The organism is Nitrincola tibetensis (genome assembly GCF_003284585.1).
GTDB lineage: Bacteria > Pseudomonadota > Gammaproteobacteria > Pseudomonadales > Balneatricaceae > Nitrincola > Nitrincola tibetensis.
Window position 1 is genome coordinate 1 of the sequence record NZ_QKRX01000023.1, and the last position, 20,738, is coordinate 20,738.

13 protein-coding genes and 1 tRNA gene are annotated in these 20,738 nt (G+C 45.8%); 8 read left to right on the top strand and 6 right to left on the bottom strand.

What is annotated here, in order from left to right; all coding sequences use genetic code 11:
- On the top strand, positions 1-684 hold a 684-nt coding region (gene tnpC, locus DN062_RS17830), incomplete at its 5' end, for an IS66 family transposase (RefSeq protein ID WP_112160656.1).
- Between the two features lie 219 nt (positions 685-903).
- Here tnpC and DN062_RS17835 read toward each other — a convergent pair.
- The 3 genes from DN062_RS17835 to uvrB form a co-directional block, all read right to left on the bottom strand.
- Positions 904-2,355, bottom strand: coding sequence for a CAP domain-containing protein (locus DN062_RS17835; protein ID WP_112160657.1), 1,452 nt, complete (start codon positions 2,353-2,355; stop codon positions 904-906).
- Between the two features lie 735 nt (positions 2,356-3,090).
- A tRNA-Val gene (locus DN062_RS17845) sits at positions 3,091-3,167 on the bottom strand.
- A gap of 59 nt (positions 3,168-3,226) precedes the next feature.
- Positions 3,227-5,248 carry an excinuclease ABC subunit UvrB gene (uvrB, locus tag DN062_RS17850; RefSeq protein ID WP_112160659.1) on the bottom strand — a complete coding sequence of 674 codons (2,022 nt, stop codon included), beginning with the start codon at positions 5,246-5,248 and terminating at the stop codon, positions 3,227-3,229.
- Between the two features lie 88 nt (positions 5,249-5,336).
- Here uvrB and DN062_RS17855 point away from each other — a divergent pair, with 88 nt between their 5' ends.
- The 3 genes from DN062_RS17855 to DN062_RS17865 all read left to right on the top strand — a co-directional run bounded on the left by DN062_RS17855 (position 5,337) and on the right by DN062_RS17865 (position 9,474).
- A complete protein-coding gene (locus DN062_RS17855; RefSeq protein WP_420811683.1) occupies positions 5,337-6,560 on the top strand; it encodes a pyridoxal phosphate-dependent aminotransferase in 1,224 nt (407 codons plus the stop codon).
- Positions 6,561-6,672: 112 nt separating this feature from the next.
- Complete coding sequence (locus DN062_RS17860) at positions 6,673-8,220, top strand: plasmid pRiA4b ORF-3 family protein (RefSeq protein WP_112160660.1); 1,548 nt, start codon at positions 6,673-6,675, stop codon at positions 8,218-8,220.
- Between the two features lie 9 nt (positions 8,221-8,229).
- Entirely contained in the window at positions 8,230-9,474 is a 1,245-nt protein-coding gene (locus DN062_RS17865) for a glycosyltransferase (protein WP_239995843.1), read from the top strand.
- On the opposite strand, the gene DN062_RS17870 is transcribed toward DN062_RS17865, so the two are convergent.
- The gene (locus tag DN062_RS17870; protein ID WP_162301325.1) at positions 9,435-10,085 is read right to left on the bottom strand and encodes a TetR/AcrR family transcriptional regulator; all 651 of its coding nucleotides are present in this window, start codon (positions 10,083-10,085) and stop codon (positions 9,435-9,437) included. The genes DN062_RS17865 and DN062_RS17870 overlap by 40 nt on opposite strands.
- A 66-nt stretch (positions 10,086-10,151) precedes the next feature.
- On the opposite strand from DN062_RS17870, the gene DN062_RS17875 reads away from it, so the two are divergent.
- Together DN062_RS17875 and DN062_RS17880 are read left to right on the top strand one after the other, a co-directional pair.
- On the top strand, positions 10,152-11,204 hold the full coding sequence (locus tag DN062_RS17875) for an efflux RND transporter periplasmic adaptor subunit (protein ID WP_112160663.1): 1,053 nt from the start codon (positions 10,152-10,154) through the stop codon (positions 11,202-11,204).
- Entirely contained in the window at positions 11,201-14,257 is a 3,057-nt protein-coding gene (locus DN062_RS17880) for an efflux RND transporter permease subunit (protein ID WP_112160664.1), read from the top strand. The genes DN062_RS17875 and DN062_RS17880 overlap by 4 nt, the downstream gene beginning before the upstream one ends.
- Positions 14,258-14,280: 23 nt before the next feature.
- On the opposite strand, the gene DN062_RS17885 is transcribed toward DN062_RS17880, so the two are convergent.
- Both DN062_RS17885 and DN062_RS17890 read right to left on the bottom strand, forming a co-directional pair.
- Positions 14,281-15,189 (bottom strand): patatin-like phospholipase family protein, encoded by a 909-nt coding sequence (locus DN062_RS17885; protein ID WP_112160665.1) that lies wholly within the window; start codon positions 15,187-15,189, stop codon positions 14,281-14,283.
- A 158-nt stretch (positions 15,190-15,347) separates the two neighbouring features.
- The gene (locus tag DN062_RS17890; RefSeq protein ID WP_112160666.1) at positions 15,348-16,112 is read right to left on the bottom strand and encodes a M48 family metallopeptidase; all 765 of its coding nucleotides are present in this window, start codon (positions 16,110-16,112) and stop codon (positions 15,348-15,350) included.
- A gap of 306 nt (positions 16,113-16,418) precedes the next feature.
- On the opposite strand from DN062_RS17890, the gene DN062_RS17895 reads away from it, so the two are divergent.
- Together DN062_RS17895 and DN062_RS17900 are read left to right on the top strand one after the other, a co-directional pair.
- The gene (locus DN062_RS17895; RefSeq protein WP_162301326.1) at positions 16,419-17,336 is read left to right on the top strand and encodes a cytochrome-c peroxidase; all 918 of its coding nucleotides are present in this window, start codon (positions 16,419-16,421) and stop codon (positions 17,334-17,336) included.
- Complete coding sequence (locus tag DN062_RS17900) at positions 17,329-20,544, top strand: EAL domain-containing protein (protein ID WP_112160668.1); 3,216 nt, start codon at positions 17,329-17,331, stop codon at positions 20,542-20,544. Before DN062_RS17895 ends, DN062_RS17900 begins: the two co-directional genes overlap by 8 nt.
- Positions 20,545-20,738 lie beyond the last annotated feature (194 nt).

Genomic DNA, 20,738 nt, shown 5'->3' on the forward strand with positions numbered 1-20,738 from the left:
CGTCGTCAGGAAGTGCCGCTGTCTCTACTGGATGAAACCGTGAACGCCATCATGGTAGACGGTTATGAGGGCTATGGAAAAGCCTGTACTGACTACCAGATTGCCCGCTTAGGCTGTTGGGACCATGCCCGACGCAAGCTGATGGATGCCAAAGCGCTACAGAAAAAAGGGAAAACCGGTAAAGCCGATCAAGGGTTAGCCTTTATCCAGAAGTTATATGCGTTAGAAAAAACCCTGAAAGATCAGCCATCGGATGAACGCTACCGGCGACGACAAGACGATGCTAAACCTGTGATTGATAAATTACACGCTTGGCTTGAAAAAAGTCTGCCACAGGTGCCACCGCAAACGGCGATTGGCAAGGCACTGTATTATCTTCACTCTCAGTGGGGTCGGTTAATCCGGTATCTGGATGATGGTGCTTATCCGATTGATAACAACCGAGCAGAAAATGCCATCCGTCCCTTCACTGTGGGCCGCAAGAACTGGCTCTTTGCAAATAGCCAGGCAGGCGCTAAAGCCAGTGCTAACCTGTACAGTTTAATCGAGACAGCCAAGGCCAATGGTCTGAACCCGTATGAGTATTTAAAAGTGGTCTTCAAAGAACTGCCCAACGCGCAGAGTGTGGATGCTATCGAGAAACTGTTGCCTTGGAACGCTAGCTTAAATCCTGAGTTGATGTAACTGGGTGGTTGGATTGACGCTTACTCTGAATCTGATCAGAACGTGGATTGAGTCTGAATTTAAAGGCCTTGCGAATGGCTATTACTCTAGTCAAAGTGAACACGGTCTTAACAGGCTTCGCCTGTGCGCTTACATCACCCACTTACAAGAAAGGTGTTTTACGCGCTATTTGATAAACGCGACAAGGGCACACACCCTGCCAATAGTATAATGATTGCACTATTGCCGAGGTAACAACCACCACCAAACAGGACGCCGTTTGCGCGAAGGCTGTGCAGGCTCATCAACTGGATCAGTATCAACGATAGACTCAGGTTCTGGCTCTGGCTCAGGTTCTGGTTCAGGCTCTGGTTCTAGTTCTAGTTCTAGTTCAGGTTCTGGTTCAGGTTCAGGTTCTGGTTCAGGCCCTGGTTCTGGTTCTAGTTCAGGTTCTAGTTCAGGCCCTGGTTCTGGTTCTAGTTCAGGTTCTAGTTCAGGCCCTGGTTCTGGTTCTAGTTCAGGTTCTAGTTCAGGTTCTAGTTCAGGTTCTAGTTCAGGTTCTAGTTCTGGTTCTGGTTCAGGCTCTGGTTCAGGCTCTGGTTCAGGTTCTAGTTCAGGTTCTGGTTCAGGCTCTGGTTCTAGTTCAGGTTCAGGCTCTGGTTCTGGTTCTGGTTCAGGTTCTGGCTCTGGCTCTGGCTTTAGTTCAGGCTCATCAATAGGTAGAAACTCAGTGGCAATTACATCAAGTTTGATATTATAGCCTGTTGAGTCAACGTTGCGTATGGCTTTGCCCCCAAGCCCTGGCAGCTCAAATTCAACCTGTAAAAGACCGTTATTTGGATACGGCAAAGCATACCCACCCGAATTGCTAGTCAGTGTATGATAGCCCCCTCCCACCACAATAATGCTAACGCCAGCTAGGCCCTCACCAATATCGAAAACGCCGTTACCATTGAGGTCATCAAACACTACACCCGTTAGCAAAGGCTTAGGCACACCATCACTATCGGCAAATTTCTGGGTAATTATTGAAGAATTAAAGGCGTAGCCATCTTTATTGAATACGCCAGCCAAAGCACCGATACCAATCTCGGAATAACGACTGTTTAAAATGTTTCTCCTGTGTTCTGGGCTTTTGAATAAAGCATCGTGTTGCATTCTGGTAAAAACCAACAGGTCTGGTGTGCCGCCTGTACCGCGCCAACTGATGTTCTCACCCCACACTCCGTCAAGCGGATAACCGGCCTCTATAATGCGTATAAATACAGAACTATTATTGACGCCAGTATGTGAAATCACGTTAGCGTCAAATTGCCACTGACTGTGTAGTCGAGCTGCGTCAATCAACCAATGATTTAAGGCCAGAGGCGGTTTAGAGTCTGCATTGATCGTACCAGGTGTTAAACCTTGATTAAGCTCAATCCCCAGTCTTTCAGCCTCGGCAGTAGGGTTAGCTCTGGCTCTGTTAATCAACTCAAGCATCAATTGCTCGTAATCGGTTGGGTTACCGTGCGAGAACATTGTAGTACTCGTCAGCTTTGATAACGATCGCATTGCAGATGCAGGGGTTGAATAGTCTTCGACAATGCCGAAGGCTTCACCTATGTCGCCAGCTTCATCAGCTAGAAGTGGGACCGAGGAAAGTGTGACGGTCGCTATTGGTATTGCAATGATCTTGATTTTTAGCGGCATAAAGACCCAATACAAGTACGTGCAAATATTGTATGGTTAATTCTATTTATGTATGTGCTTCAATACCACTAATTTTCACTGCTAGCCAATAGCTATCTGCACTAGCTGTTATCCAATTGCTTGGATGGGCAGTGTTTTAGATCTAACTGATCTTTTTCATAATCATTTTTTGACATCATAATAGCCTCGTATTGATTGGATACATTTATTCCTTTATCCGGTGGAAAAAAATGCCTTGTAGTATTTCATTTCCACAAGGAAAAACAGGGGTCCCATTTTGATCATTAAAAGTAATGTCAAAATTAGTCCACACATCCCGACCATTTTGGAGTAGACAGTTGATCCTACCTTCAAGAAAACTTCTGATAGAGTTTAAGCTGCATCCTGCACAAGTCTATATCGGGTTGATGGTGAAGGCTTGTTCTTCAGGTTTGGCAGCTACAGGTTCAGACGATGGATTTATCGCAGTGATAACTACGAGGAGAATGATGGTTGCCGCGCGACAACTGGCCTGACAGAGGGGGGCTATAAATCACTGTACAAATGGAAAAAATCTTAAACGATCTGTTGAAGATCCATTTGTAAGAGCGAATATGGTAGTAAAAAACGAATAAAAAGAAAGAGATGATGTTCTATGCGTGATGTAAAATGGTTACTTATTGGTTACTTTTGAAGTACTACTGATAGTTTACTTACAAGGGGCTTGTTAAAAAGCCCTTATAAATCAACGATTTGTGGTAGGACTAAGCGGACTCGAACCGCTGACCCCCACCATGTCAAGGTGGTGCTCTAACCAACTGAGCTATAGTCCTGTTTTGTGGTGCGTATTATAGAGAGCTTTTAGATCCTTGCAACTGTTTTTTAACGATTTTTATAAAATATTTGTACTATGCTTCAGTCGCTCTAGTTCATCACGGTATTTCGCAGCTTTTTCGAACTCCAGATTGCGTGCCGCTTCATACATCTGATCCTCCAAACGACTCAAGGCTTTTGCTAGATCTTTCGGCGAGAGGATCGCTTCATTCACACGATACTCAGCATTGGTCTCGGCCGCTTTTTTAGCCCCTCTAGATGACTTACGAGAGCCAGGTGCTTGCGCGCCCTCCATAATGTCCGCAACTGATTTGAAGATACCTTTAGGCGTGATCCCTTGCTCAAGGTTGTGTTGAATCTGCTTATTCCGACGTCGCTCCGTTTCATCCATGGCGCGCTGCATCGATCCCGTGATTCGATCCGCATATAAGATTGCACGACCATTGATATTACGTGCGGCTCGACCAATCGTTTGAATCATGGATGTCTCTGAGCGTAGAAAACCTTCTTTATCGGCGTCTAAAATTGCCACGAGGGAAACCTCGGGCATATCAATACCTTCCCTAAGTAAGTTAATGCCAACCAGCACATCAAACTCGCCAATCCGTAAATCACGAATAATCTCGACACGCTCAACGGTATCGATATCCGAATGAAGGTAACGGACTTTTACGCCATGTTCAGCTAAATAGTCCGTTAGATCCTCGGCCATGCGTTTGGTCAAAACAGTGACAATGACACGTTCCTTTTTGCGGACAATCGTATCGATCTCACCTAACAGATCATCAACCTGAGACGATGCCGGGCGTACTTCGACAATAGGATCGACCAATCCTGTTGGCCGCACGACCTGTTCAACGATCTGTTGCGCATTTGCGGCTTCGTACTTGCTGGGCGTTGCAGAGACAAAAATCATCTGGGGGGCAATCGTTTCCCACTCCTCAAACTTCATGGGCCGATTATCTAAGGCAGAGGGTAGTCGAAAACCATATTCAACTAGCGTTTCTTTGCGCGACCGGTCACCTCGATACATGGCGCCAATCTGTGGAACCGTCACATGAGACTCATCAATGACCAACAACGCATTCTCAGGTAGGTAGTCAAACAGTGTTGGCGGGGCCATGCCATGGTCGCGTCCAGATAGATAGCGGGAATAGTTTTCAATACCTGAGCAGTAGCCAAGTTCTAGAATCATCTCGATATCATAGACTGTACGTTGTTCAAGGCGCTGAGCTTCGACCAGCTTGTTGTTCTCTTTAAGGAACGCGAGCCGTTCTTGTAATTCCGCTTTAATATACTGCGTCGCCTCAACTAGAGTGTCTCTAGGCGTAACGTAATGTGTTTTTGGATAAATCGTTGCGCGTGGTACTTTACGAAGAACTTCACCTGTTAAGGGGTCGAAGTACGAGAGTTGCTCGATCTCTTCGTCAAACAACTCCACACGAATGGCTTCCATTTCAGATTCGGCAGGGAAAATATCGATGACATCGCCTCGAACACGGTAGTTACCCCTGTGTAACTCAATGTCATTGCGAGTGTATTGTAGCTCCGCTAAGCGCCTCAATAGAGTGCGCTGATCAATTTGATCGCCACGGTCTAAATGCAACATCATAGAAAGATAGGACTTAGGATCGCCTAATCCATAAATAGCCGATACGGTCGCGACTATAATGGCATCTTCTCGCTCAAGTAAGGCCTTGGTGGCTGAAAGGCGCATTTGTTCAATATGATCATTTATCGATGCATCTTTTTCGATAAAAGTGTCGGAAGAGGGAACATAGGCCTCGGGTTGATAGTAATCGTAGTAGGAGACAAAGTATTCGACTGAGTTGTCAGGAAAAAACTCTTTAAATTCGCCATAGAGCTGAGCGGCTAAAGTTTTGTTATGCGCCATGATGATCGTTGGACGCTGCACAGCTGCAATCACATTGGCAATTGTAAAGGTTTTGCCCGATCCTGTGACTCCCAGCAAAGTCTGTGAGGCTAAACCTGATTCAATGCCGTCGACCAAAGCCGCGATGGCGGTGGGTTGGTCCCCTGCGGGTTTAAAGGCTGATTGAACTCTGAAACGTTGCTTCACAGACCACTCCTGTAAAATTAAATGTAAATTCACCCTTATAGGGATTTAGACCGCGTCCGCAATACTGTATGATTTGCGCTGATTTTTGATGGATATTTGTGCCCCAGAATATAACGAGGATTTCAGCTTGGACGTGCAGCTTTCCGACCGCGTAAACAGTATCAAACCTTCCCCGACTCTTGCCGTCACTAAACGTGCGGCTGAACTTAAAGCGTCTGGAAAAAATATCATTGGCTTAGGTGCGGGCGAGCCCGATTTCGACACCCCAGAGCATATTAAACAAGCTGCGATCAAAGCGATCAATGACGGCTTTACAAAATATACTGCGGTTGATGGAACGCCAAGCCTTAAAAAAGCGATTATAGCCAAATTTAATCGTGATAATGGCCTTAATTACGAACCAAATCAAATCTTGGTTTCCAGTGGTGGGAAGCAAAGCTTCTTCAATCTGGCGTTAGCGCTGTTGAACTCAGGTGATGAAGCGATTATTCCTGCGCCGTATTGGGTGTCGTACCCAGATATGGTGCTGATTGCGGATGCCAAGCCAGTCATTATTGAGACGACCCAAGCGGCACGTTTCAAAATCACTCCAGAACAGCTGGAAAATGCCATCACTGAGAAAACGCGCTTAGTCGTGTTAAACAGTCCTTCAAATCCCTCAGGTGTTGCATATACTCTAGAGGAGTTAAAGGCCTTAGGTGAAGTGCTGAAGCGCTACCCAAATATTTTGGTGGCCACGGACGACATGTATGAGCATATTCTGTTTGGTGATGAGCCATTCTGTAATATCTTGAATGCATGCCCTGAACTCTACGATCAAACCATCGTATTGAATGGTGTTTCCAAGGCCTACTCTATGACGGGGTGGCGTATTGGTTATGCAGCGGGTCCGGCTTGGTTGATTGGTGCTATGACCAAAGTACAGTCACAAAGTACATCAAATCCATGCTCGATTGCTCAGGTTGCCGCCGAAGCCGCATTGAATGGTGATCAAAATTGTGTGGCTGAAATGGTAAAAGCCTTTAAAGCACGCCATGAGTTTGTCGTGAACGCTTTGAATGAAATCGAAGGTGTTGACTGCATCCCAGCCGATGGAACCTTCTATGCTTTCCCAAGCTTTCACAAGGTAATCGACAGTCGCCCAGAGTTTGCTGACGACATCGCACTTGCTGAATACTTGCTGCTTGAAACGGGTGTGGCGTTGGTCCCAGGATCTGCGTTCGGAGCACCAGGCAATATGCGTTTATCCTTTGCGACCAGTATGGATATATTGGAAGATGCGATTTCACGTATTAAAAAAGCGCTAAGTTAAGGTGATTGAACAGAGAAGGGGCGATGCAGCCCCTTTTTTGTTGATGTTGCCAAAGCCCGCAATGAGTCTCTATACTCATCCCTTCATTTGCCACAACGCATGTTAGAGAAGTATGCCCTCAAAGAATAATGCCCCCATTCTGCTTCAAATTAAAGTTACCCTAAAGCATGTGCAGCCTGAAATTTGGCGTCGATTACTGCTTCCCAGTGATCTGTCCTTATATCAACTGCATTGTATTTTGCAAGTCACTATGGGGTGGGAAGATATTGGTGAGCATTATTTCGAAGATGCGGCTGGAAATTGCTACGGTGATGCAAGTGCTGCTCTTGAAGAGCTTGATGAGATTCAGTACAAGTTAAGTGATGTTCTTCATACAAAGCAGCCCAGCCTAGAATATGGCTATGACGAAGAAGATGGTTGGCAGCATTTAATTCAGCTTGAAAAAACCCTGCCATACTTTTCTGATGATGATCAGCCCGTGATTTTGTGTTTGGCGGGTGAAAGGGCCTGTCCTCCAGAGTCCTCAAGAGGAGTCGAGGGGTATTTAGAATTGCAGTCGGCTGTGCAGCGTTTAAGCGCTGAAGTCTTCAGTGAGCGTTATCCTTGGTTTAATTATGATGAGTTACATAAAGATAGCTTTGATGTCGATCGTGCCAACCAGGATTTAGATTTAGTGACGCGCTTTGGTCCATTGATGACAGATCCCGAAATTCGAGCGGCCGCAGATGATGCTAAATCGGAGCTTGAAGCATTGTTGCAAGAGTTCGAATTTGAAACTGACGAAATGCGCTATGAAGTTATTGAAGACTTTTTTCGATCAATGTTTGAACAGCCGATTGAAGATGATTTGCTGGGATTGAGTCCAAATCAATTGCATGATTTGCTCTACACCCCCTTCCAGGCTGCAGACGTTATACGTTTTCATCCCGAGCATGCAACGCCTGATCAAGTGCCTTTTTTGGCCATGTTTAAGGTTTTAGCAGATGAGATCTTAAATGGCAATAATAAACTAACGCCCAAGGGGAATTTACCACTAACCGTGGTGCGTGCCATGCATAACGCTCTTGATACGCAGCGTTATTTTTATGGTTTTGATGTTTATCAACCCAGATTGCGCAGTGAAGAAGATTCCTTGCCTGTTCACATCACCCGACTCTTGGCTCAACACTCTGGCTTATGTCGAGTACAAAAAGGGCGTCTAGTCTTAACACGTAAATCCGAGGCTGCATTAGAGAAACAGCAATGGTCAAAGCTTTATCAACCGATGATCGAGTGCCTGATTACGAAATTAAATTGGGGGTATCTGGATGGAAACCCCGAGCTGCAGTCCATACGTCTAACCTCTCTCTTTCTAATGCGTTTTCTTAAAACGAGAAGCGATTGGGTAACGACTGATCAATGCGTTGAGCGACTGGTTGCTACCTTCCCAATGATGCTGGAAGAAGCGGATGATAGTAATGGCTATGATCCCGAGTCGACCCTTTGGCATGCCTTTACCCATCGGATACAAATGCTGCTTGGTTTAACGGGCTTAATAGAGTATCAGCACGACTATGAGACTTCATCACCTCTTGAGCGAGTTGTCTTGGTTAGTTTAAAAAAGACGCCACTTTCGGATAGTTTTTTAGAATGGGTTTCTCCTTTAAAGTCAAAGGGTTAGTGTGTCTTTTTGAAACTATTGGTAATCGGTTACGTCTGGCCTGAGCCTAAGTCCTCTGCTGCGGGTAGTCGGATGATGCAGTTGTTGGAGTTGTTTCGAAGCTGTGACTGGCAAGTTCATTTTGCAAGCCCCGCGCAGATGACAGAGCACATGGCAGACTTGTCTCTCGCACAGATAGCTTGCCATGGCATTGAACTGAACTCTGCATCCTTTGATGTGTTTATTCAGCAGCTTGCGCCTGATATCGTTGTTTTTGATCGCTTCATGATGGAAGAGCAATTTGGCTGGCGTGTAGAGAAGTTTCTTCCTGACGCGCTCAGGGTGCTGAATACTGAAGATCTGCACAGTTTGCGAGATGGGCGCCATCAAGCTGTCAAAGAGGGGCGCGAGTTTGATCTACAAGATATGCATACGCCTATGGCGTGGCGTGAAATTGCAGCGATCTTTCGCAGTGATCTAACACTGATGATATCTGAAGTGGAAATGACGCTTTTACAAAGCCAGTTTCATGTCCCTGCCACGCAGTTGCATTACGTCCCTTTGATGATTAAGTCCGCGCCGGCAACTCATCGCCCCAACTTCGATGAGCGCCAGCATTTCATTACCATTGGAAATTTCCGCCATGCACCGAATTGGGATGCAGTTTTACAATTAAAGCAACACCTGTGGCCTGGCATACGGCAAAAGCTGCCAAAGGCGGAGCTGCATATCTATGGTGCCTATCCACCTCCAAAAGCCACCCAGTTGCACAACGCTAAAGAAGGCTTTTGTGTTAAGGGGTGGGTGGATGATGCCTTGCAGGCGATGAGCCAAGCGCGTGTGCTGCTGGCGCCCTTGCGCTTTGGTGCGGGTATCAAAGGGAAGTTGATTGATGCTATGGCCGTAGGAACCCCCAGTGTGACAACATTGATCGGTGCAGAGGGTATCAGTGAGGAGTGGCCGGGTGCTATCGCCTTAGATGATAAAAGCTTTATTGAAAATGCAGTCGCACTTCATCAAGACTCAGCATGCTGGAATCAAGCTCAAGAGCGAGGTGATGTTGTGTTAACGTTACGCTTTTTAGCATCGCTCCATGAATCGGCTTTAATTGAAAGGCTGGTTACGCATCACGCAAAGATTAATAGTTTCCGGCAGCAGCATTTCATGAGTTCAATGCTGCGCCATCATAGCATGAAGAGCACGCAGTACATGTCTCAGTGGATCGAAGCCAAAAATCAGCTTTCGCTGAAAGTGGATTCATCTTCAGCCGAGTGAATTCGTAAAAATTGATTCACCACCCATTCAACGTGCTCGGGTATGCTGTCTACATGTCGGATGCAGGGTTGTCCATACATGGCCCTGACAATGTCGATGCCGAATAGCATACCCAGTAGCATCTCCGCACTTTTTTCAGGTTGAGGGATTTGCACCAATCCTGCTTGGTGAGCGTCTTTCATCCATTGTACGAGTTTTGTATGGGTGGACTGGGGCCCGGTGGCATAAAGCTGATCGACAGCTTCTGTTGGAAAGCAACCAGGATTTCCTAGCATTCTCATGAAATGCAGACACTCATTGCTAATTAGGAAAGATAGTAAATGTGTGCCAAAGGTGATCAATGCCTCTTTGACATCCGATTGTTTTTGCGGGCTTATATTCAGTCCTGTAATCAGTTGCGCTGTTTCCGTTTCTGTAATGGCCTTTAATAGCTCATCTTTATTTGAATAGCGCGCATAAACGGTCACTTTTGAGACACCTGCCAGTTTAGCCACGGCTTCAATAGAGACAGCCGAAGCCCCTTCGCTAAATAAAAGTCTTCTGGCAGCACAAATAATGGCTAAATCTTTACTCGGGTCGACAGGGCGGCCTGCACGTTCATTCGTTGGCACTTTGCATTCCAAATAGATTAATGTACGATTGCGTTCAGTAATTAATTTCTGATCGGGCTTACCGTTATGTTAAAGAAAGTCTGCGTTCTGTTGTTACCACTGCTCCTATTGAGTGGCTGCTTTAAAGAGGATTATACAAGCCTTGAGTCAAAGCCGATACCTTGGGTACTAACACGTGAGGTGGTTCAAGATGAGCGAGCGGAGGTACGTCTTTCCGGTAGTGTAAAAGCACGTTATGAATCTCCAATTGCATTTCAGCTGAATGGTCGAATTCTTGCCAAGCATGTTGTTGCTGGGCAAAGGGTTAACCCCGATGATCCTTTATTTACACTTGATCCACGCGATGTGGATGAAGTAGAGCGAAGTGCTATGGCTCAGTTGTCAGTCGCAGATGCAGCGCTCGCTACGGCTCGCAATGAACTTAAGCGTCAACAGCAATTGCTTGAGCAAAACTACATTAGCCGTCAAGCGCTTGAACGATTTGAGTTGGCCGAGCGCGAAGCGCTTAGTCAGCGTGAGTCTGCACGTGCGGTGTTGGCACAAGCGCGCAATACTCGCACCTATACAGAGCTAAGTGCGGAGCATGCAGGTGTGCTGATCAATGTCGAGGTTGAGGCCGGGCAAGTGGTTGCAGCAGGGCAGGTGTTGGCAACTCTGGCGCAAGAGGGAGATAAAGAGATCGAAGTGTATTTACCAGACGGTCAATCACCTCCTCAAATGGGGCATATTGACCTAAAAGATGGGCAGTCAATACCTGTTGAGTTACGAGAAATTGCAGGAGCCGCAGATTCATCAAGTCGAAGCTGGAGGGCGCGCTATCGACTGCTTGAGTCAAACGAGTCGCTATTGTTAGGCAGTGTTGTTCAAGTAACCTTGTTTAAGTCCAATAATGCAATAGAAGTGCTGCGAGTTCCATTGGCCGCTTTGGATGAGCGGGGTCACGGTGCGCAAGTGTGGCAAGTCATTGAAGGACAGGTGCAGCCAGTTCCAGTTGATGTACTTGAGCTTACATCTGAATATGCACGGATTCGAGCCGATCTTAATGCTCAATCCAGAGTGATTGCTTTAGGGACACATCTGTTAACGCCCGGTATGCAAGTTAGGGAGAGGGCGTTATGAACTTCCCCAATCTATCGGCACTCGCGGTACGTGAGCGATCCGTCACTTTGTTTTTTATACTCTTGTCTGTATGCGTAGGGGTCTATTCCTTTTTCTCATTAGGGCGGGCGGAAGACCCAAGCTTTACCGTCAGATTTGTTGTTGTATCGGCAGTATGGCCTGGAGCCACGACAGAAGAATTGCAAACTCAAGTGGTCGATCGATTGGAAAAGCGAATTCAAGAAATTGATTATCTATACAACATCGAAACCACGATTCGTCCTGGCCAAGCAATTTTACAAATCGAGTTTCAAGACTTTGCACCGGGTGATATCGTTCCTGATCTCTTTTATGAAGTGCGCAAGCGAATGATGGATGAGGCTTCAAATCTGCCAGCAGGCGTTATCGGCCCCATCGTGAATGATGACTTTGCAGATGTGTACTTCTCCTTGATGGCGATAACAGCTCCTGGATTCCCCATGCGCGACTTGACGCGTGAGGCTGAATCCATCAGAGACCGATTACAACGTGTCCCCGGTGTGCTAAAAGCTCAGGTCTTAGCTGAGCGAGCCGAGCGTGTTTTTGTAGAATTTAACATGACGTACTTGAGTCAGCTAGAGTTGAGCCCTCAGGATGTGTTTGCCGCCATCCAGGCGCACAATCAACTCCTGCCAGCTGGAGCTTGGGAATTAGATGGGCCAAGAGTTTATCTGCGAATTGCGGCGGATTTATCGGATCAAGAGCAGTTGGCCGCTGTTCCATTGCGCATTGGGAATCACTTGCTGCGTTTATCCGATATTGCGGATATACACTATGGATATGAAGACCCACCGTCGTATTTTGTGCGAGCGCAAGGAGAGGATGCCCTGCTATTAGGGGTTGTCATGCGCTCCGGTGAGAATGGCCTAGAATTTGGACAGCGCTTGGGCGAGTTTGTTGAAAGTGAAAGGAGCCGACTTCCGCTAGGCATCGAGCTGAGTGTGATAACCAATCAGACTAAAGCGATTACTGGGGCGGTGAACCTTTTTCAGATTAAATTTCTGGTCGCTGTTATTGTGGTCATGGGCGTCAGTATCTTGGCAATCGGCTTTAGAGCAGGGTTGGTGGTAGGAATTGCCATTCCGTTAACGCTGGGGCTTACATTCTTACTCATGAAGTTAGCCGGAATCAATTTAGACCGAATTACCCTGGGAGCGCTCATTATTTCGTTAGGCTTATTGGTGGATGATGCCATCATTGCCATAGAAATGATGATCGTTAAAATGGAATCGGGTTGGGATCGTGTTCGCGCAGCCAGTCATGCATGGAGCGTCACCGCCGCCCCGATGCTGTTTGGAACAATGGTTACAGTTGCTGGTTTTGTGCCGATAGGGTTCGCACAGTCTGGTGTTGGCGAATATGCAGGCAATATTTTCTGGGTGTTGGCCTATGCGCTGCTTGTTTCTTGGTTGGTTGCTGTTACCTTCACGCCTTATTTAGGTGTAAAGCTTTTACCCGACTATAGTGCATCGGGACACAGTGGATTGTATCAGACGCCTTTGTATCAAAAATTGCGTGTGTTTATAAGCGCGTGTGTCACCTATCGTAAAACAGTCGTTGCATTGACGGTATCTTTGTTGATTCTCAGTGTGGTTGCGATGTCAAGCGTAGTACAGCAGCAATTTTTTCCCAGTTCAGATCGTCCAGAAGTTCTGATTAGTATTCAGCATCCGCAAGGAACCTCTATTCTTACAACAGATGTAACCGTTAGAAAACTAGAGGCCATTTTGTCGGAGGTGGATGACGTTAAATCCTTATCTGCGTATATCGGAGCAGGTGCACCTCGATTTTTTATATCAGCAAATCCCGAACAGCCGGATCCGGCCTTTGCCAAGATTATTGCGATTGGTCATGATGAAGTTTCGCGTGATCGGATTATCGATATGTTACAGGCGCATATCCACGCTGGAGCGTTTCCTGAGGCACGAGTGCGAGTGAGTAAGCTGCTCTATGGTCCTCCTGTCGTATGGCCAGTAAGCTTTCGAGTTGTGGGTGAGGATCCACTGAAACTTCGTGAAATCGCGTATCAAGTAAGAGATGTCATGCGTGAGCATCCTCATGCGGAGGATCCGCATCTTGATTGGGATGAGCGAATTCCAAGTATGCATTTAGTGATGGACAAGGATCGTATCCGCTTAATGGGCTTGACGCCGATGGATGTCGCTCAACAACTGCAGTTTCAGTTAAATGGCGTTCCGGTGACTGAGATTAGACAAAATATCCGAACGGTGCAAATGCACGCAAGAGGCCAGCGTGTAGAGCATAGCTCACCAGAGGATATTGAAATCCGCACACAAGAAGGCCGCAGTATCCCCTTGTCGCAATTAGGGGTTTTTGAGGTGCGCTATGAAGAGCCTGTTATAAAGCGGTTTGGTGGCGAGCGGTTTTTGGCTGTTCATGCAGATGTGTCGGGCGCACAGGCACCTGATGTCACCGCGGATATTTGGCAAGCGTTAGGGGATATTCGTCAAGCGCTGCCCGAGGGGTATCGTATCGATATTGGTGGAACGGTTGAGCAATCTGGCAAAGCGGATGCGTCGATTCAGAAGCTGCAGCCTTTGATGCTAGTGTTAATGCTCATTTTTATCATGTTACAGATGCGATCCTTTTCAGGGACCTTTATTGTGGTGGCAACCGCTCCCTTGGGCCTTGTTGGCGCTGTTCTGGCCTTGTTGCTGTTTGATCAGCCCTTTGGATTTGTCGCCCTGCTTGGCTTGATAGGCTTGGGTGGGATCTTAATGCGCAATACGATGATTTTGACACAACAGGTCCAAGATAATTTCGAAGAAGGAATGAATGCCCGCGATGCCGTTGTTGAGGCGGCTGTGCAGCGGGCACGACCTGTCATCTTGACAGCCTTTGCCGCTGTTTTGGCATTTGTGCCGCTCACCTTTGATAGCTTCTGGGGGCCTTTAGCCTATGTGCTGATCGGAGGCGTTGCAGTTGGAACCCTGATCACGCTTATTTTTGTTCCCGCACTCTATGCGCTGTGGTTTCGCTGTGGTGAGGCTCCAAGCCAAAACGCAGCAAGCTGATACTTTAAGCATGCGCTAGGCTTTTATATTCCTAGCGCATGCTGCAGGGCAGGTAGCATGCGTTTAACGCAGGCTTTTCCTTCCTCAATCGCTTCTTCCGCTCGGTAAAACTCAAGCAGTCCTATATGAGCTAAGCGTGGGGATAAAAGAATATCCGGTGGATCGCCTGCCATACGGCTGCGCGTAATCCGATCTTGAGTGATGTTGACAGATCCCGCGATCACATCAAACATGCTAGGAGGCACTTCTTCAGTCTCTTCCTTAGTGGAGAAAACAGCCCCAGCGTAGCTTACAAGTTCTGATATCTTACTAACAGCTGACGTCCTTGATGACCTAGAAGGGGTTTCATCTTCCTTTATTGGCTTTGGCTGAGGTCGAGTTAATAGGTCACCATTCAGATTCACTGCAATGACCACTTCAGCGCCCAATGCTCGGCAGGTCGACACAGGTACTGGATTAACGAGCCCGCCATCCACAACCCATTTATTCTGATGTTTTACTGCGGGAAACAACCCTGGCAATGCGATTGAACACCAAACAGCATCTAAAACAGACCCTTCGGTAATCCATAATTCTCGACCACTTTCTAAATCAGTTGTAATTGAAGCAAACTGTTTGGACAGAGCCTCAATATTTAATTGTTTGGGGGCGACATATCCATCAAGCAGTTCAACTAACCGATCACGGTTTACAAAGCCATTTAAAGAGGTGTTGATTTCAAAAAACTGGGCAAGTTTAAGCTTGGTGAGTTTTAGGACCCAAGCTTCCAATTTGTCGAGATGGTCTGTTGCATAGGCGGCACCCACCAACGACCCGATAGAGGTGCCGCATACGATTTCAGGAGTGATGCCTTCATCGTGCAAGGCACGAAGGATGCCGATATGAGACCAGCCACGAGATGCTCCGCTGCCTAAGGCTATGCCTACTTTCATAAATCGATCCTTAATCAGTTAGTGATTAGGTTTTGCAAGAGAGGAGTATTTAGGATGATCATAGAGTAAGGAATTAAATAATCACTTGGCAAGCGAATATTCGATATGATTGCGGTGCGTGCTCAATTGATCAATATGCACCGCAATCAGCTGAGACGTTATCTTAGTGAATTGCTTAAGCGATCAGCGCGATCCCCTGCAGCAGGATGGCTAGAGAAAAGACTACGACTGTTCCCGTATTTTGCCTCTAGCTTTCTGAGTGCGGTGACAGATGCGTCTGCATTCATTCCATGGCGTTGCATCAACTTGATTGCATAGTCATCAGCTTCATGCTCCTGTGTTTGAGAGAATTGAGCATTTACTAATTTCTCACCCAGTTCACCTAGCTCCGAATTTGAAAGAGCCGCAGCTGTCGAGTTTCCACTAGCAGCCGCCGCTTCACGTGCGGCAGAGGCCGCATAGGCAACTTGGAATGCACGTTTGGAATGGCCTAAAACTACGTGCCCAATTTCATGAGCAATGACATAGCGGACCTCATCATCGGTCATTTCATCCATTAGGCCGCTGTACATGCGAATCGAACCGTTTGGCACAGCAAACGCATTTATTTCAGGTAGTATGTAGACCTTGTATTCAAGACTTTGGCCATCAACTGTTTCCCAGCCCTGTGTTAACTGTGTCAAGCGTTGTGCATAACGGCTGTTTTGAGGGGCAATTTGATGCTGACTATCTAGGTGGGCAATAGATTGATCGCCAATCAGCTTCATTTGTTGGTCTGTCATGGTGATTGCAGTTGCCATGCCCATGCCCGCTGATAAAAGCCCAGACATGTCGCTCCCCGTGGTTTTACAACCACTGAGCGTGAGGGTGATGGCTAGGCCAAGAGTGCAAGTGGTGTTTCGTACAAAAGCGAGTTTTCTCATCGCCAATTCCTTTGTCGGTGTCATATGAAAGTTAGAATATGTTCAAATATTCGATTAAGCATCATTCCTTTAATAACGCGCTGAAATGTTAAGGGTTAATTTCACGAAAATCCAGATTTGTACTAAAAAAAGCGAATAACGGTGCTTTTGTTGATCTAGGGCAAGACTAAGTGTTTTCTAGGCATTGCAATATATCCAGTTAAACCTATGCTTAATGGTTTGATTATAATTTCGTTAGGGGCAGCCATTTTGCAGCGCTTAAAAATGATCCAAAAGATACTATTTTTGATCCTGCTTCTGTGTTGCATGAGTGTCCAGTGGCTCCATGCAACTATCTTACCCGTGCCGAACCCGCCCGAGCAAAATCCAATTCTTGTCAGTTTAGGTCAACAGCTTTTTCATGATGAGCGCCTATCAGGAGATAGAACTGTGAGCTGTGCTACTTGCCATGCCTTAGAAACAGGAGGGATGGATCGTGAAAAAGTCTCAACAGGTATCGGTGGGAAAAAAGGGGTTATCCGAGCACCAAGTGTATTCAATAGCCATTTAAATCATACACAGTTTTGGGATGGGCGAGTAAAAACCTTGGAAGCCCAAGTCGATGGCCCCTTGCATGATGCATTGGAAATGGCCTCAAATTGGCCTTTAGTGATTGGGCGTCTCAATGCTGATCCACAGGTGCGTTCAGACTTTAAAAAAGTATTTAATGAAGAGCTTAATCCAGAGCAAGTGCGAATAGCGCTGGCAGCCTTTCAGCGCACATTAATGCTCACCAACTCTCCGTTTGATCGCTGGTTGGCTGGCGATATGGAGGCGATCACGGCACAGCAAAAAAATGGATTTAGATTGTTTCAAGAATATGGGTGTATCAGCTGCCATCAAGGTGCTAATGTGGGTGGAAATATGTTTGCTCGAATGGGGTCGCTGGAGAGCTTTACCTTATTTAAATCAGCCGATATGGAGAGGGTGAGTCTAGGTCGATACAACGTGACTGGAAATCGTAAGCATCTGTACGTTTTTAAAGTGCCTGGTTTAAGAACTGCAGCATTAAATCACTACTTCTTCCATGATTCGAGTGCTAACTCGTTGGAAGAGGCTGTCGAAATTATGGCGCGCGTACAACTAGGAAGGCATCTAACCCGAGATCAAGCACAGGATATCGCAGAATTTATTCGATCATTACTAGGCGAACACCCAATGCTTAAGCAGGTGCTGAGTGATTAATCAAAATAAGCAAAGTTTTGTACTGTTTTTCTGCATTGTGGCAGGTCTAGTTATTGCTTTGTTTTTTTCAACGCGAACGCACAACGTATTAGAGCATACGCAGAGATTAGATAGTTTCTTGCAACTGCGTGAGTTGGATGCATTGTTAGATGAAGAAGTGTTGCTGATCGCATCAGGGTTACGAACACATTATGACCAGCTTGTAGCCTATCGAAGGAGCAGTGATGAGCTTCTGGCAAATATGCTAGATGAACGCAATTCTTTTATTTCTGGGCTGGATGAGACATCTATTATGCTCTTAAAGTCTTATCAGTCCATGCAGGCGCACAAAGAGGATGTAGTCGAAGAAATAAAACACTCAGCAGCATTGATCCGAAATGGTCTTCTATATATGCCGCAGCAGGTGCAAGCGTTAAGACAGGACAATCACCCATATAGAGATGATGCAGCTCGAATACTGAGTGCATTGTATCGATATCATTTGTATCCAATGACCGAATCGCGAGAGGAGTTAGAGCAGCAACTGTATGATTTAGTTAGGCAAGATACAGGTGATGAGTTGCTGAGCTTGTTTATTTCACAAGCTTCAACGAGTTTACGACATTTAAGCAATTTGCATGATTATCGCGATGGCTATGTTGCTGTTGACACGCGAAGCCTTCTAAGGCAATTGGAAATATCTTACCAACAGGTATATCTTAATCGCCTTAAGCTTTCAGAGTACCTCACATTTTTTTTGTTAGTGTTGAGTGCGTTGCTGCTAATTATTATGATTCTCTTGTTTAGGCGACTTCAGCATGAAACTCAAGCATCTAAGCAAGCAACAATTCGTTTGCAGGATGCTGTTAATAGTTTGTCTGAGGCCTTTGCTTTATTTGATGCCAAGGGATCTTTGGTGCTCTTTAATCAGAAATGGCTTGAATACTATCCTTGGTTAAATTATGACTCCCTAGTTGATTGGTCAACGATTGCGTCTAAGCATGCAAATGTTGGAATAAAAAGTTTATCGGCACAAACGGCAAATCCACGGGTGAATCAATACTATATTGAACATTTACCTAATAATCGATGCTATCAAGCCAGTAATAATATGACACAAGACGGAGGTTGGGTTTGTGTCCGGACAGATATCAGTGTAATACAGCAAACAGAGTTCAAGTTGAGAATGCTCGGTCGTGCATTAGAGCAAAGCCCTATAGCTGTAATGATTACAGATAAAAAGGGCATTATTGAGTACGTTAACCTACAGCTTACAGAAATGACGGGTTATTCTGAGTCAGAATTGCTAGGAAAAAATAATAACATTCTTAAATCTGGAGAGATGTCTAGAGAAATTTTTGAAGAGATGTGGAGAGAGCTTAATCGTGGCAATATGTGGTCGGGGCATTTATTAAATAAAAAGAAAGATGGTTGTTTTTTTTGGGAGTCAACATCGATATCGCCGCTTAGAACAGAAGGTGGTGACATCAGTCATTTTATAGCGGTTAAAGAGGATATTACCGAGCGTCTTGTGCTTGAAGAGCAGTTGAAAATGGTTGCGGTTGTTTTTGAGACCACGAATGAAGCCATTATGATTGCTGATCAGAATGGGCGTATTAAAACTGTCAATCCGGCTTTTACTAAAATAACCGGCTTCAGTAAAGACGAAGTGATTGGTAAAAATCCAAGTATACTGAGTTCAGGGCGGCATGATCGAAACTTTTATTATCAGCTTTGGAATACCTTAGAGGCAGAGGGCTCCTGGGCGGGTGAAATTTGGAATCGACGTAAAGACGGTAGTGTTTATCCCGAGTGGCTCTCAATCTCCGTAATCCGAAATGATTCCAATGAAATTAGTGAATATGTATCCGTATTTTCAGATATTACAAGTCGAAAGAATGCAGAAGCACACATTCGACATCAAGCCTACTACGATGCGTTGACAGAGTTGCCCAACAGGACGCTTTTAATGGACCGGCTTGAAATGTCGATTGTCTCGGCAAATCGAGATCAGCAGACTTTGGCGCTACTATTTGTGGATTTGGATCGTTTCAAATATGTTAACGATACGCTCGGGCACGAATACGGTGATGAGCTTCTTGTAAATGTGGCACGACGTCTGTTGAGCTGTGTCAGAGAAAGCGACACCGTTGCGCGTTTTGGAGGGGATGAGTTTGTCGTTCTGCTTCATAATATTTGCTCCGGAAAAGAGGCCGGACGTATTGCTGAGAAGATGATTCAACAGCTTTCGTATCCCTTTATGCTGGCTGGACGAGAAATCATAATTGGTGCAAGTATCGGTATTGCCATGTATCCGAGTGCGTCAGGCAGTGCGGATAATCTGCTCAGAAATGCAGACTTAGCGATGTATAGTGCGAAACAGGCTGGACGAAATCGCTACCAATTCTTTAGTGAGCAGCTCCAAGAAGATGCAAACAGCATGATGGAAATGGAGCAAGACCTACGAGTTTCATTGGAGCAAAAGCAACTAGAAGTGTATTACCAACCTATTATTGATAGTAGAACCCTGTGTCTAGTCGGGGTCGAAGCACTACTTCGATGGAACCACCCAATTCATGGCATAATTTCACCCGATCGTTTCATCCCTCTGGCGGAAGATACGGGTATGATCGGTGTTATAGGTCAATGGGTGCTTGAGACCGCCTGTCAGCAAGCGGGGCAGTGGATTACAAAAGGCTATAACTTGTATTTGTCAGTCAATCTTTCGGGGCGTCAAAAAAGTTTAGGTTTGGACGAAGCTGTATTGCGCAGAATCCTTGAGTCGACGGCGTTTAGACCTGAAAATTTGGTGCTAGAAATCACTGAAGGTATGTTGTTAGACAATAGCCACTCAACAATTGAATGGTTGACTTCGTTTAGTCGAATGGGTGTTCAGTTAGCGATTGATGACTTTGGTACAGGGTACTCGGCTCTCAGTTATCTTAAGCGCTTTCCGATTGATATATTGAAAATAGATCGTGAGTTCATTCGAGAGCTGGGGCATAACACGCAAGATATGCTTGTAGTTAAAGCCATTATCTCGATGGCTAAAAGCTTAAAGCTTCGTATTGTTGCGGAAGGTGTCGAGACAGATGAACAGCTGACTATCCTTCAGAGCTTGAATTGTGAATTTGTACAGGGGTACCTGTTTTCGAAACCAGTTACAGCACATGAGCTTGAAAAGTCATTTGACGGATTTAACCAAGGTGCTACGAAACAACCCGTATAGACTTGTTTGCAGTGGGTTTGGCTTGAAGAATAAAAAAACAATCCTAAGTTTAAAAAAGTTGTTGACCTAGGCCCTAAACCTATTTAATATTCGCGCCTCGCTTGAGAGACAAGGCCTTCCGGGGCAGAGTCACTGAAACGAGGCTTCTTTTTAAGTGTTTGATTCAAATGCAAATTAAGAAGGTGTTGGTGGTT